Source organism: Sphingobium sp. SA2 (genome assembly GCF_032227065.1).
Classification (GTDB): Bacteria; Pseudomonadota; Alphaproteobacteria; order Sphingomonadales; family Sphingomonadaceae; genus Sphingobium.
The window spans coordinates 1,547,089-1,559,678 of sequence record NZ_JAPMXX010000006.1 but is presented as its reverse complement, the minus strand read 5'-3'; the positions used below and the strand labels follow the sequence as shown (position 1 = coordinate 1,559,678).

The 12,590-nt window shown below is 64.8% G+C and carries 12 protein-coding genes; 5 read left to right on the top strand and 7 right to left on the bottom strand.

What is annotated here, in order from left to right:
• Positions 1-6 precede the first annotated feature (6 nt).
• Positions 7-1,491, bottom strand: a complete 1,485-nt coding sequence (locus OVY48_RS15345; protein WP_313923442.1) for a DUF1593 domain-containing protein — start codon at positions 1,489-1,491, stop codon at positions 7-9.
• A 411-nt stretch (positions 1,492-1,902) separates the two neighbouring features.
• Here OVY48_RS15345 and rplJ point away from each other — a divergent pair, with 411 nt between their 5' ends.
• The 4 genes from rplJ to OVY48_RS15325 all read left to right on the top strand — a co-directional run bounded on the left by rplJ (position 1,903) and on the right by OVY48_RS15325 (position 5,605).
• A complete protein-coding gene (gene rplJ / locus OVY48_RS15340; protein ID WP_069066137.1) occupies positions 1,903-2,418 on the top strand; it encodes a 50S ribosomal protein L10 in 516 nt (171 codons plus the stop codon).
• 76 nt (positions 2,419-2,494) lie between these two features.
• A complete protein-coding gene (rplL, locus tag OVY48_RS15335) occupies positions 2,495-2,866 on the top strand; it encodes a 50S ribosomal protein L7/L12 (RefSeq protein ID WP_037476909.1) in 372 nt (123 codons plus the stop codon).
• A gap of 800 nt (positions 2,867-3,666) precedes the next feature.
• Positions 3,667-5,163: an ABC transporter substrate-binding protein gene (locus OVY48_RS15330; RefSeq protein WP_313923441.1), complete on the top strand. Its 1,497-nt coding sequence runs from the start codon at positions 3,667-3,669 to the stop codon at positions 5,161-5,163.
• Between the two features lie 19 nt (positions 5,164-5,182).
• On the top strand, positions 5,183-5,605 hold the full coding sequence (locus tag OVY48_RS15325; protein WP_037475911.1) for a DUF4112 domain-containing protein: 423 nt from the start codon (positions 5,183-5,185) through the stop codon (positions 5,603-5,605).
• A 211-nt stretch (positions 5,606-5,816) separates the two neighbouring features.
• Here OVY48_RS15325 and OVY48_RS15320 read toward each other — a convergent pair whose 3' ends face one another.
• From OVY48_RS15320 to OVY48_RS15295, 6 genes are read right to left on the bottom strand one after another with little or no spacing between them, the layout of a single operon-like run.
• Positions 5,817-6,656: a ribonuclease T2 gene (locus OVY48_RS15320; protein ID WP_313923439.1), complete on the bottom strand. Its 840-nt coding sequence runs from the start codon at positions 6,654-6,656 to the stop codon at positions 5,817-5,819.
• Complete coding sequence (gene nadC, locus OVY48_RS15315) at positions 6,649-7,500, bottom strand: carboxylating nicotinate-nucleotide diphosphorylase (RefSeq protein WP_313923438.1); 852 nt, start codon at positions 7,498-7,500, stop codon at positions 6,649-6,651. The genes OVY48_RS15320 and nadC overlap by 8 nt, the downstream gene beginning before the upstream one ends.
• The gene (locus tag OVY48_RS15310; protein ID WP_313923437.1) at positions 7,481-8,800 is read right to left on the bottom strand and encodes a DUF2254 domain-containing protein; all 1,320 of its coding nucleotides are present in this window, start codon (positions 8,798-8,800) and stop codon (positions 7,481-7,483) included. The genes nadC and OVY48_RS15310 overlap by 20 nt, the downstream gene beginning before the upstream one ends.
• A gap of 28 nt (positions 8,801-8,828) precedes the next feature.
• Positions 8,829-9,815: a quinolinate synthase NadA gene (nadA, locus tag OVY48_RS15305; protein WP_313923436.1), complete on the bottom strand. Its 987-nt coding sequence runs from the start codon at positions 9,813-9,815 to the stop codon at positions 8,829-8,831.
• Positions 9,816-9,848: 33 nt separating this feature from the next.
• Positions 9,849-10,568: a DUF4230 domain-containing protein gene (locus OVY48_RS15300; protein ID WP_313923435.1), complete on the bottom strand. Its 720-nt coding sequence runs from the start codon at positions 10,566-10,568 to the stop codon at positions 9,849-9,851.
• The gene (locus OVY48_RS15295; RefSeq protein ID WP_313923434.1) at positions 10,553-11,428 is read right to left on the bottom strand and encodes an MBL fold metallo-hydrolase; all 876 of its coding nucleotides are present in this window, start codon (positions 11,426-11,428) and stop codon (positions 10,553-10,555) included. The genes OVY48_RS15300 and OVY48_RS15295 overlap by 16 nt, the downstream gene beginning before the upstream one ends.
• A gap of 263 nt (positions 11,429-11,691) precedes the next feature.
• Between OVY48_RS15295 and OVY48_RS15290 the strand changes: the two genes are divergently transcribed.
• Complete coding sequence (locus OVY48_RS15290; protein WP_313923432.1) at positions 11,692-12,585, top strand: tyrosine recombinase XerC; 894 nt, start codon at positions 11,692-11,694, stop codon at positions 12,583-12,585.
• Positions 12,586-12,590: the final 5 nt, after the last annotated feature.

The following is a 12,590-nucleotide window of genomic DNA, read 5'->3' as shown; positions in this document are numbered from 1 at the left end:
TAGCGATTAATGGCCGGGCGGGTTAGGCGTCACCGCGCAGGAATTGGCCTTGTCGCCATGGTCGGCACCCGGAACCGTGATGATCGCCCGCCGATAGCGCGTCAGCTTTGGCGTGCCGGAATCCTGCACCTCCAATATGACGTGGATTTGGTAGGTCGATGGGGGTGTGAACTGGTCAATCTGGACGGTCTGGCCGATGACAATCTTGGTTTCAGTCCCCGTTTGCGCGGACAGCGTGACCTCCGGCGCGAAGAGGCCGGTCGCTTCACGATACCAGGACCAGCGATATGTCAGCGCATCGCCGTCGGTATCGCGCGACCCGATGGCCGACAGGCTGATGGGCACGCCCGCGCACCCTGTTATTTCGACGGGGGCCACACCATCCTTGCCATTCATCACAATCGTTGGCGCATGGTTGGCATCGGCATAGCGCGGCGACACGGACCAAGCCATTCGCGCGGCGAAATCATTCTGGAAAGCCGCACGCCAGCGCCAGACCGTTGCCTGCGGCGTGGAATGCGACGCCCCGTCGGCGCCGACGACCGTGTCCGCCGTCGTCGTCCACAGCCCCAGATCGTCCGTCAGCCGTTCGTAGCGTCCGCCCCAACCGCCCCAATCCGGCCGCTCCGGAACCGAAAGGCCGTTGGAAATCAGGTTCAGGAAAGACGGCGTGTCCCCCTCCATGATGTAGGCGGGCAGCGGATAGCTGGCCCCCAACGGGCCTTTGGCGACGATATTGGCGCTCAGCCACGCCTTGCTGACCGGCTCTGGATCAGCACCCAGCGCCGGTGCGGAAATGCCGGTCCAGGTCGCCAGCCGATAGCGCGTGAAGCCATGAACATTGGCGACCCAGAATAATTTGGGGAAATAGGCCCGCGCCCACGGCCCTGCATCATCCTGGTCGGAAATCGAATAGACGCGCAGTTTGGCGACGAACCGGTCGAGTTCCGCCGGCGTTCGCGTTGCGCGCGCGGTCCAGAGCGCCTGGGCAAGATCCGCTGCGCCGCCCCAAATCGCGATCCACACCGGGCGCGGGTCAGGCCGATCCACTGCCTCGATGATCAGGCGGGAAGCCGCGCTGTCCTTGCCCGGTCCCACGCCGAGCATTCCGTAGACCGCGCTCCCCGACAGTGTGACTGCTCGCAACCGCTCGACGCTGGGATAGCGATCATCGTGAATCTTCAGATTGGCCAAAGATTGCCCATAAGCGGCCAATCGTTCTTCGATCATCCCTTTATTCGTGCCGACCGGCAGATGGCGTGATGTTGAAGCGACCAGTCCTTCGATCTGTATGTCATTGGCGTAGGTCAGCAGCCGGACCATCGATTCCGAATCGTCGGGCTCGTTGCCGATGTCGGTCAGCACAATCAACCTGGGCTGCGCGGTATCCTGGGCCGATCGCGCGGCGGACACCGCGTAAACGGGCGTAACGATGATCAGCCCGCCACAGAGCAGCGCGCGCGCAGCCAGCTTCATCTTCGTCCGCATCATGCCTCTCCTTTACGAACCAGGTCGTTCGTCTCCGTCTGGCCATAGCGCGGTGGCCGGTCAATGCCGTAGGCTTTGCTTGCTTCGCCATCCCGCAGCCAGGGCTCCAGCAGGCCGCTCTTATCCACTTTCCGCGTGACAAAGCGCGCCCCTTCCGCTAACGGCCCGGCAGCGAACCCTTCGGGGTTCACCGTCCGAGACAGTTGGTGAAGGGAATATGCCCTTCTTAATGTCCAGCCTAGACGGGGAAAAGTTCTTTACCGAACGGGCCGCGTGCCTGATTCGGGTCTGCCTGTTCCCGTCAAACGGATGCGGGCCAGTCGATCTCTCCCCTTCGGACTTAGTGCCCCGTGGCTTACCCCACGGGTTTTAAGCGTTCGTCGGATTTCCGCCGAACAGAAAGTGGAGAATGGCATGGATCGTAATCAGAAAGCTGAGGTCGTCTCCAAGCTGAACGCAGAGCTGGCAGAAGTTGGCGTGGTCGTCGTGACCCGCAACCTCGGCATGACCGTCGCCCAGTCGACGGTTTTGCGCCAGAAGATGCGGGAAGCGGGCGCGACCTACAAGGTTACGAAGAACCGCCTCGCTCGTATCGCCCTTGATGGCACCGACTATGCCGGCCTCAGCGACATGCTGACCGGTCCTGTCGGCCTCGCCACCTCGGCCGATCCGGTTGCAGCCGCCAAGGTTGCAGTCGAATTCGCAAAGACCAACGACAAGATCGAAATCGTTGGCGGCGCGATGGGCGGAATGCTGCTCGATGCAGAGGGCGTCAAGGCGCTCGCATCGATGCCGTCGCTGGACGAACTGCGTGCAAAGATTATCGGCCTCATCCAGGCGCCGGCAACCAAGCTCGCTACCGTCATCCAGACACCGGCTTCGCAGCTCGCGCGGGTCTTCAACGCCTATGCGGAGAAGGACGCAGCCTAAGGGCTGCCCCCGACCCCTTTTCGTTTGACTCATTATCTGACGGGGCAAACGGCCCCAAAGTAAGGAAATATTGCACATGGCAGACATCAACGCACTGGTCGAACAGCTTTCGGCCCTCACCGTCCTCGAAGCCGCCGACCTGTCGAAGGCTCTGGAAGAAAAGTGGGGCGTTAGCGCCGCTGCTGCCGTCGCCGTCGCTGGCCCGGCCGCTGCCGCTGCCCCGGCTGCTGAAGAGCAGACCGAATTCGACGTCATCCTGACCGGCGACGGTGGCAAGAAGATCAACGTCATCAAGGAAGTCCGCGCCATCACCGGCCTGGGCCTGACCGAAGCCAAGACGCTGGTCGAATCGGCTCCCAAGGCCGTCAAGGAAGGCGTCAACAAGGACGAGGCCGAGAAGGTCAAGAAGCAGCTTGAAGAAGCTGGCGCGACCGTCGAACTCAAGTAATCGGTGCGCCCCGCGTCATGCGGGGCACAACGTTCCGGTTTTGGCCGGGCGATATCGGGCGGCTCCTCGCGGGGCCGCCCTTTTTCGTGGGATGAGAGGTGGCAGCGTTTGGTTTTGACCGATCATATCAGCGCCAGATTTGCATCCATGGATGCCGAATTAAGGCTCGGCATGATGGCAAAGGGTGGGTTGCAGACATCCATCAAACGCCGTCACCCCGGACTTGATCCGGGGTCCATGAGCCTCACCCTCGCAATGACGCCGGACCCTAGAGCCAATGGATGCCGGGTCAAGCCCGGCATGACGGCAAGGGAGTTGGAAGGGGACTAGCTGCTTAGGGACCTGAACGTGAGAGAGCAAACGCTCACAATGTGCGTCCGTGCGCCCTAATGGCATTCTCTGCAATCATTCCTTCTACATCTCTGATTCCCGAACGCCGAGACCGCCAGCCAGCGTCTGCAATTAGGCAGTAAGCGCCTCATGTCTAAGGAAACAAATGGTCGTTTCGATGATCCTCCTCTGGCAGGGGAGTATTTTCATCGGGACATTGCTAATTGCACGCGGCCTAGTCGGAACAGGTTGAGTATGTCGGAGCGCGCGCGGCATCAGCGTCCGCCTTCATCCAACTACACCTATCCTCACGGTAGTCGGTGAGGCTTCCTATCCTTCTCCCCGGCGGGGAGAAGGGGCGTTCCAGTGAGGTCGCAATATCCCGGACCGTAAAAAATCACCCCATCCCCTCCCCTTCCCGCCATGATGGTTGGCGGCGGGGCGATAGCGGGGTAGGTCTGGTTATCGCCATGTTCGTCCGCCCTGCCCTGCCGCGTCGTTATCGCCCCTTGTTCGCCGCCGTCGCTGCGCTGGCGGCGATTGGCGGCTGTTCGCGGGAGGGGAGCGGGCCGGTTGTCGTCAGTGTGGTGGGCGACCGGGCGGATGTGACCAAGCCGTTGCAGCGATTGCCCAACCCGGCGGCCAAATTGATCCTGGAAGCGACCGCGCAAGGTCTGGTTGCATTCGACGCCAGTGGCGAAATCCTGCCCGCGCTGGCGCAGCGCTGGATCGTCGAGGATGACGGGCGCAGCTATATTTTCCGCCTGCGTCGTGCTTTCTGGCCCGATGGTACGCGCGTCACGGCGCGCGACGTCGCGCGGATATTGCTGTCGCGGATCGTGGCGCAGCGGCGGCTCGACCCGGATGGGCCGTTCGACGCGGTGCAGAGCGTCGTGCCGATGACGGGCGAAGTGATCGAAATCAAACTGACGGTCGCACGCCCCTTCCTGCTGCAGATATTGGCCCAGCCGCAAATGGCGATCCTGGCGCGCGAGGGGGGCACTGGTCCCTATCGCCGCGCGCAACAGGGCCAGGCGCTGTTCCTGACCCCCATCGATCGCGCGACCGGGGACGATGAAACGGCCGATGACGAGCCGATCCCGCCGTCGCAGACGCGAGTGTTGCGCGCCGAAAATGCCGCGCTCGCCATCATCCGGTTTCGCGAGGAACAGGCGGCGCTGGTGCTGGGCGGGCGCTTTGCCGACCTGCCGCTGCTGCTGCCCGCCGGGGTCGAGCGCGATACGGTGCGGACCGACCCGGTCCAGGGCCTGCTGGGCCTGGCCGTCACCGGGCGCGGCAAGCTGCTGGATGATGATTATGTCCGCGCGGCGATCAATATGGCGATCGACCGCGCCAGCCTGTCCGCCCTGTTCCCGCTCGGCGGCTGGGCCACCAGCGAACAGATATTGCCCTCCGCGCTCGACCTTGGCCGCTCGCCCACCGCCCCCGCCTGGGCCGGGCAGTCGATGGATGAGCGCCGCGCGCTGGCCAGCGCCACCATGACGCGGTGGCGGGCCGACAATGGCGATCCACCGCCGCTGCGTATCGCCCTGCCGCAGGGACCGGGCGCTACGCTGATCTTCGGGCTGTTGCGGCGCGATCTGGCCGCGATCGGGCTGACCGCCGTGCGCGTGGCGATCAACCAGAAGGATGCGGACCTGCGCCTGATCGACGAGGTGGCACCCTATGACAGTGCGCTCTGGTATCTCGGCCGCGTCGGATGCGCCCGTGCGGTCCATTGCAGCGATGCCGCCGACGCGGCGTTGCAGTCCGCAAGCCTTGCCAGCGATAGCGACAATCGGATCGCCCATATCTCCCAGGCCGAAGCGCTGATGCAGGCGCATAATGGCTATATCGCGCTGGGTGCGCCGATCCGCTGGTCGCTGGTGTCCAAACGGTTGAGCGGCTTTCAGCCATCGCGTCGTGCGCGCCACCCATTGAACCATCTGTTCCGTCGCCCCAATTAAGGGGGAAGGAGACAGGCAGATGGCAGTATCACAGGATCAGTTCGAGCGCGTGGTGCGCGACATGCCCGGTTTCGGCCGCGACCCCGCGTCGATCCGCCGCCGGATAGAGGCAATGGAAGCGGTGCTGGAGGGATTGTTCGTCATCCCCGGCACCAATCGCCGCGTCGGCCTCGACAGCCTCGTCGGCCTGGTGCCGGTGGTCGGCGACCTCGCCACCGCCGCCATGGGCGCGTGGATGGTGTGGGAAGCGCGCAACCTTGGCATGTCGAAATGGCAGCTGACGCGCATGGCGGGCAATGTCGGCGTCGATACGCTGATCGGCGCGATTCCCTTTGCGGGCGACATTTTCGACTTTCTCTACAAGTCGAACACCAAGAATTTGCGCATCATCCGCAAGCATCTCGACAAGCATCACCCATCGACCGCGACGATCGACGCCTGATCCTTAGAGCGTGATGACTTTACTCAGAACCGTTCGTCCTGAGTAGCCCCTTCGACTGCCTGCCAAGGCAGGCGCTCAGGACAGGCATTGAGCGAAGTCGAAATGGCGTATCGAAGGATATAAAGCGCAGCCGACCCTTCGATACGGGTCTTCGACAAGCTCAGCCCCTACTCAGGGCGAACGGAGTGATGCGATTTAAAGTCATCATACTCTACGGCGCGCTGGCGTTGGAGAGCGGCTGGACGTTGGGATCGAGGTCGAGGATCAGTCCCGGCTTGCGGGCGGGCGTGACGGCGGGCTTGGCTTGCCTGGGCACGGAGATTGCCGGACGGCTATAGGCGATGCGCGGGCCTGGCTCGATCCGCAACAGGCTGGCCGGGGTGGCACCGCCCTGATGCGCCGGGCAGCGGGTGAAGGCCATCGCCCGGTCCATGCACAGCCACACTTCGCTCAGCCAATTGCCGCGCGTCGTCGTCACCCGCAGCATGTCGGCGCGCAGCCCCTTGTTGGCGCGCGCAAAGGCCTCTGCGAATTTCGCGACGGTCAAATTCTTGGTTGCCGCGAGCGCGGTCATGTCGGGGTAGCGCATCGATTGGTAGAAGGCGCGCGACAGGTTGAAATAGAGTTCCGGCTTGGTCGTCATGCAGGTGCCATGCTTGGCCCATTCATGCTGGATCAGTTGCACCGACGGCGTCGTGCAGAGATTGGCGCGGATCACCTCGCGCGGGACCAGGTCGGCGGGGCGACAATATTGCGGCCATTCCTTGCCGAACCCGTCGGGCCACAGGCCATGCAGAGTGAAGCCGAAGCGCCCCGCCTTGCCCCCGCACTGCAGCGCATGTTTGTTGCCGCGCGCAGTCGAGCAAAATTGCGGCGACCAGCTGAGCGCCAGCGTATAGCTGCCGATCGGCAGCACGCGCTTGGGTTCCTTGGCAGTCGGTCCTTCGATCGTGGGTCGAGCGATCTGCGATGGCGGGCGGCATTGGGCCGATTGCGCCAGCGCGGTGCCCGGCAGCGCGACCAGAGCCAAGACTGCCAGCGCCTTAAGCATAAGCGAAGTCCAGCCCGATGTCGGCCGCAGGCGCCGACTGGGTCAGCCGTCCGACGCTGATATAGGTGACGCCCGTGCTGGCCTTCGCGCGGATCGTGTCCAGCGTCACGCCGCCCGACGCCTCGGTCGGGACACGGCCATCGACCAGTCCTACGGCCTGCCGCAGCATGGCCGCATCCATATTGTCGAGCAGCAAATGGGTCGCCCCCGCCGCCAGCGCGGGTTCGATCTGGTCGATCCGGTCGACCTCGACGATGATGCGCTCGACCCCGGCATCGACCGCGCGGCGCACCGCTTCCTCGACCGACCCCGCCACAGCGACATGATTATCCTTGATCATCGCCGCATCCCACAGCCCCATGCGATGATTGGTCGCCCCGCCCATGCGCGTCGCATATTTTTCAAGCCTCCGCAGGCCGGGGATGGTCTTGCGGGTGTCGAGCAGGATCGCGCCGGTGCCGTCGATCGCATCGACATAGGCGCGCGTCATGGTCGCGATGCCGCTGAGATGCTGCACGGTGTTGAGCGCCGACCGCTCCGCCGTCAGCATCGCGCGCGCCCGTCCCCGGATGCGCAATATGTCGGTCCCCGCCGCCACCTGCTCGCCATCCTGGTGCAGCTGTTCGATCTCGACATCGGGATCGAGCGCCCGGAAAAAGGCGACCGCGATCGGCAGCCCCGCCAGCGTCACCGGATCGCGCGCATCCATGACTCCATCGAAGATAGCATCGGCGGGAATCACCGCCTCGCTGGTGACATCGCGCCGGTCCGGCCCCAGATCCTCGGCCAGCGTGGCGGTCACAAAGGCGTTCAGATCGAAACCATCAAGAGCAAAGCCGGTCATGCGCGCCGTTTTCCATGGCTTGGACAAAATCGCAATAGCGCGCTTCCAATTCCTCCAATGCCGGGCCGTCCAGCGCCAGGCGTGCCTGCGCGATCAGGCGCATGCCCTCCGCCTGCAACCGCGCGCGCCGGGAGGCAAGCGTCAGCGGGGCTGCGGCGTCCCGCAGGCCATCGAGGAACTGCGCCGCCGCGATCGGGCTGGTCGCAGCAGCGGGCATGATCCCACCGAAACCGCGCGCAACGAAATGGTCGAAATCGTCATTGAGCGGCACCACCCGGTTCCAGTCATAATCGCCCCGGTCCGGCCCGCCGCGCAGGTCGCGCTGGCCGATCGCCGCCGTCGCCGCGCCCAGCCAATGGAGCGCGGTCACTGCCGTAAACGGATCGTTGATGCCCGGCGACAAGGCGCGCAACGCGATTTCCACCAGTTCGTCGATCAGAAATTCAATATCCTGCGCAGGCGACCGCATCGCCCCGGTCGAAAAGCAGGACCGGACGGCGTCGCGCATCGCGCTGTCGATCTTCGCGCCGACGACGCCGACCAGCACGATGCCGGGATGGACGAAATCGCCCGGCCGCAACCGCAACTCCAGCCGGCATCCGGCATCGCGCGCAATCTCGTTCAACCCGGCGAAATCGACGATCTGGATATAGCCGGTATCGGCTGCGACGATCGGCTCCCCCTGGGGCGGGGCATCGGCGGTCTCCTCGACGCAATCGTCGGGGAAGCGCCCATGGACTTCGCGCAGCAGGCGGTCGCCAATGCCTTCCAGCACGGCGTTGATACGGATGCTCGACGGCACATGGTTGAGGAAATAGACCAGGATGGCGATCGATATGCCCATCAACAGTGTGGCGATGAGCAACGATATTTGCGGCACGAATCCGGGATCGCCCGCGCTTTCCTGCGCATCGCGCACCACGCGCAACACCAGCACCGCATAGACGAAGGTCGCGATGAAGGTTGCCAGCGACAATTGGTTGCCGCGATCCTCCATGAAATTGGACAGCAAGCGCGGACCATAGCTGCCCGATGCATAGACGACGGCGGCGATGGTGATCGAAAAGACCGTGGAGGCGACGCCGATCATCGACCCGGCGATGACATTGAGGACGTTGCGCGCGCCTTCGGGCCGGGCGATATCGATCCACTCGTGCCGCGCCAGCCAGACCGATCCGCCATGGCGGTCGATCCACACCGTCGCGAACGCCATGATGGCCGCCAGCGTGGTGAACAGCGCCGGATAGAACCAGTAGCTGGCGCGGGTTTCCTGCCAGCGCGCGCGCAGCCGGGCGATCATCGCCGTGCGGCCTTCACCGCGCGCCCCTTCACCGTGGTCCTACGTCGCCCAGGCCCACCGTGGCGCTCGCCATTTCGAGCATCCGGTCCAGGCTCTTCTTCGCGCCCAGGCGCAGCGTCTCGTCCATCTCAATGCGCGGCTGCAGGTCGCGCAGGGCGAGGTACAGCTTTTCCATCGTGTTGAGCGCCATATAGGGACAGATGTTGCAGTTGCAGTTGCCGTCCGCACCCGGCGCGCCGATAAACTGTTTATCCGGCACCGCCTTTTCCATCTGGTGGATGATATGCGGTTCGGTCGCGACGATCAGCGTGTCGCCGGGCATCGTCTTGGCAAAGTCGAGGATGCCGCTGGTGGACCCGACATAATCGGCATGATCGACGATATAGGGCGGGCATTCGGGGTGGGCCGCGACCGGCGCGTCCGGGTGCTGCGCCTTGAGCTTGAGCAATTCGGTCTCGCTGAACGCCTCATGCACGATGCAGACGCCCGGCCACAACAGCATCTCACGGCCGAGCTTGCGCGCGAGATAGCCGCCCAGATGCTTGTCGGGGCCAAAGATGATCTTCTGGTCCAGCGGGATTTGCGACAGGATCTTTTCAGCGGACGAGGATGTCACGATGATGTCGGACAGCGCCTTTACCTCGGCCGAACAGTTGATGTAGCTGAGCGCGATATGGTCCGGATGGGCTTCGCGAAACGCCTTGAACTGGGCGGGCGGGCAACTGTCCTCCAGGCTGCAACCGGCATCCATGTCGGGCAGCACGACGATCTTGTCGGGCGACAGGATCTTCGCGGTCTCGGCCATGAAGCGCACGCCGCAAAAGGCGATCACATCCGCGTCCGTCTCCGCCGCCTTGCGCGAGAGTTCCAGCGAATCGCCGACGAAATCGGACAAGTCCTGAATTTCCGGGCTTTGATAATAATGGCCCAGGATCACGGCATTGCGCTCCTTGCGCAGCCGCTCGATCTCGCCGCGCAGGTCGATGCCCTGCGGAATGCCGGTAAAAGCGTTCATGTGCCTAAAACTCCTCGGTCCCTTAACAGCGCCCTAGCGCCGAGCCTGCCGGTTGGCCAGCACCTCGTTGACGGGCGTGGTGACGTCCCATCGTTCGCGATTGCGCCCGGCCCGTTCGGGCGGGAAGGTCACGATCACCCGCGCGTCGCCATAGCCTGCGGCCGCCAACGGCGCGGCCATCAATGTGGTCAGCGCCGTGCGGCCATAATCGCGCGCCTGCGCCATGCGTTCGGGTGCCTGCGCCTCGCGCTGGGCGCGGCTCTGCGCATGGGCGGACACGCGACGGCTCAATTCCTCGCCGGCCTGCCGCGTCACGAACATGCCCTGGGTGCGGACCAGCGTGCGCCGGCTCTCATCGACATTGGGCTTGCCCGGCTTCACGTCGGGCGCATTGACGATCAGCGTGCGGGTCGCCTCGTTCCATTCCAAATCGCCTTCGCCAAGGCCGCCGACCTCGACGAAATAATCGACGGAGAAGGGCATTTTGACGACCTGATCGGACTTCAACAGCCCAAAGCCGCGCACATCCTGCGCCGTGCTCTGGACCGTGCCGGACAGTTCGGAGACTTTGAGGCTGCTCACCCCGGCGATCTTCGCCGCGATCACCTTGGTCACCGCGACGCCATCCTCCTCGACCGCGACCACATAGTCGCGGTCATAGCGCTGCCAGCCGATCAGCATCGCGCCGCCGACCAGCAACAGGATGACCGCCGCCGCAATCGGTCCGGCATAGCGTTTCAGCGCATCTGCCATCGGTCCTCCGTCGCGGTCACCAGCCCGCGCTGATCCAGGTCGATCAGATGCGCCAGCACCGATCGCCCGGCGGCGGGATGCAGGCGCGGGTCGACGCCTTTATACATTTCCAGCACCATGTCGGGGATGAGGCTGTCGCCATTGCGCGCCAGAAAGCGCAAAATTTGCCCTTCGCGCTGCTTGCGATGGCCCATCATGCCACGCACCAGCCGCTGCGGATTGTCGATCGGGTCGCCATGGGCGGGATAATAGATCCCATCCTCGCGCTCCAGCAGCCGCTGCATCGATCGCATATAGGCGGCCATGTCGCCATCGGGCGGCGAAATCACGCTGGTCGACCAGCCCATGACATGATCGCCAGTAAACAATGCGCCTTCCTCGGCCAACGCGAAGCAGAGATGGTTGGACGTGTGCCCCGGCGTCGCCACCGCTTCCAGGGTCCAGCCGGTGCCCGCGACCTGTTCGCCATCCCCCAGCACCCGGTCGGGGCGATAGGCCGCATCGAATGCCGCATCGGCGCGCGGCCCGTCATCCTCCAGCGTCAGCGGCGCGCAGCCGATCACCGGCGCGCCCGTGGCCTCGCTCAGCGGTCGCGCCGCCGGGCTGTGATCGCGGTGCGTGTGGGTGCAGAGGATCGCCACGACGGGCCGCCCTGCGATCGCCGCCGTCAGTGCCGCGAGATGATCGGGCGCATCGGGTCCGGGGTCGATCACCGCCACATCGGTCGCCCCGACCACATAGGTCTGGGTGCCGGTAAAGGTGAAAGGCGACGGATTGGGCGCCAGCACCCGCCCCACCAGGGGGGATAGCGGCATCTGAACGCCGGTCGGCAGGTCGGCCGGATCGAAAGGAGGTGCCATGCTTCCCATGTGCCTATTTCCGGCCGGATTTCAAGGTGGGGGCTGCTTGTTGTCATCCTCCCCTGGTAGGGGAGATGGCAGGGCGTAGCCCTGACGGAGGGGTGTCACCCTCTCGATAGGGTGACACCCCTCCACCGGCTTCGCCGGTCCCCTTCAACAGAGTCACGTGCCTCTGTTGAACCTTGCAGGGGAGGATTTTAGGGACATGCGCGAAGCCGATCCCGCATTTCCCATTTCCCCCAACCTGCCCTATCCTTCCGCCCATGCCCTCCCCCGACCTCATAGACCGCTGGCGTCACCATCTCGCGCTCGACCGCCGCCGGTCGACGCATACGGTGCGCGCCTATGTCGCGACGGCGGAGCGGCTGGTCGCCTTTCTGGAGGGCCATCATGGCGCGGCGGTGACCCCCGCCAGTCTGGCCCGGATCGACCAGGCGGACCTGCGCGCCTTTCTGACGGTGCGGCGGATGGACGGGATCGGCAATCTGTCAGCGGCGCGCGAGCTTTCCGCGGTGCGCGGTTTTCTACGCTTTATCGGCGGCGAGGATGCGCGCGTGCCGCTGCTCAAGGGGCCACGGGTCAAGCGCGGCCTCCCCCGCCCCATCTCGCCCGACGAAGCCGTCGCGCTGGCGCAGGACATAGCCGAAACCGCGCGCCTGCCATGGATCGGCGCGCGCGACTGGGCGGTGCTGCTCCTGCTTTATGGCGCGGGCCTGCGCATTGGCGAGGCCATGGGGCTGACCGGTGCGGCACTGCCGCTCGCCGATACGCTGCGCGTCACCGGCAAGCGCAACAAGACCCGGCAAGTCCCGCTGCTGCCGCAGGTGCGCCAGGCGATCGAGGCCTATGTCGAACAATGCCCTTTCCCCATGACCCGCGACGAAGCGCTGTTCCGCGGCGCGCGCGGCGGTCCGCTGTCGCCTGCGCTGATCCGCCGCGCGGTGCAGGGCGCGCGTGGTCGACTGGGCCTGTCGGACCGCACCACGCCCCATGCGCTGCGCCACAGTTTCGCGACGCATTTGCTGGGGCGGGGCGCGGACCTGCGCAGTTTGCAGGAGTTGCTCGGCCATGCCAGCCTGTCATCGACCCAGGTCTATACCCAGGTCGATGCAGCACATTTGATGGACGTCTATCGTAACGCCCATCCGCGGGCGTGAAGCGG

What these genes read in the sequence shown, in the direction of transcription:
- OVY48_RS15345 (WP_313923442.1), bottom strand. Translation starts at nt 1,491, where the DNA reads ATGATGCGGACGAAGATGAAGCTGGCTGCGCGCGCGCTGCTCTGTGGC.
- rplJ (WP_069066137.1), top strand. Translation starts at nt 1,903, where the DNA reads ATGGATCGTAATCAGAAAGCTGAGGTCGTCTCCAAGCTGAACGCAGAG.
- rplL (WP_037476909.1), top strand. Translation starts at nt 2,495, where the DNA reads ATGGCAGACATCAACGCACTGGTCGAACAGCTTTCGGCCCTCACCGTC.
- OVY48_RS15330 (WP_313923441.1), top strand. Translation starts at nt 3,667, where the DNA reads ATGTTCGTCCGCCCTGCCCTGCCGCGTCGTTATCGCCCCTTGTTCGCC.
- OVY48_RS15325 (WP_037475911.1), top strand. Translation starts at nt 5,183, where the DNA reads ATGGCAGTATCACAGGATCAGTTCGAGCGCGTGGTGCGCGACATGCCC.
- OVY48_RS15320 (WP_313923439.1), bottom strand. Translation starts at nt 6,656, where the DNA reads ATGCTTAAGGCGCTGGCAGTCTTGGCTCTGGTCGCGCTGCCGGGCACC.
- nadC (WP_313923438.1), bottom strand. Translation starts at nt 7,500, where the DNA reads ATGACCGGCTTTGCTCTTGATGGTTTCGATCTGAACGCCTTTGTGACC.
- OVY48_RS15310 (WP_313923437.1), bottom strand. Translation starts at nt 8,800, where the DNA reads ATGATCGCCCGGCTGCGCGCGCGCTGGCAGGAAACCCGCGCCAGCTAC.
- nadA (WP_313923436.1), bottom strand. Translation starts at nt 9,815, where the DNA reads ATGAACGCTTTTACCGGCATTCCGCAGGGCATCGACCTGCGCGGCGAG.
- OVY48_RS15300 (WP_313923435.1), bottom strand. Translation starts at nt 10,568, where the DNA reads ATGGCAGATGCGCTGAAACGCTATGCCGGACCGATTGCGGCGGCGGTC.
- OVY48_RS15295 (WP_313923434.1), bottom strand. Translation starts at nt 11,428, where the DNA reads ATGGCACCTCCTTTCGATCCGGCCGACCTGCCGACCGGCGTTCAGATG.
- OVY48_RS15290 (WP_313923432.1), top strand. Translation starts at nt 11,692, where the DNA reads ATGCCCTCCCCCGACCTCATAGACCGCTGGCGTCACCATCTCGCGCTC.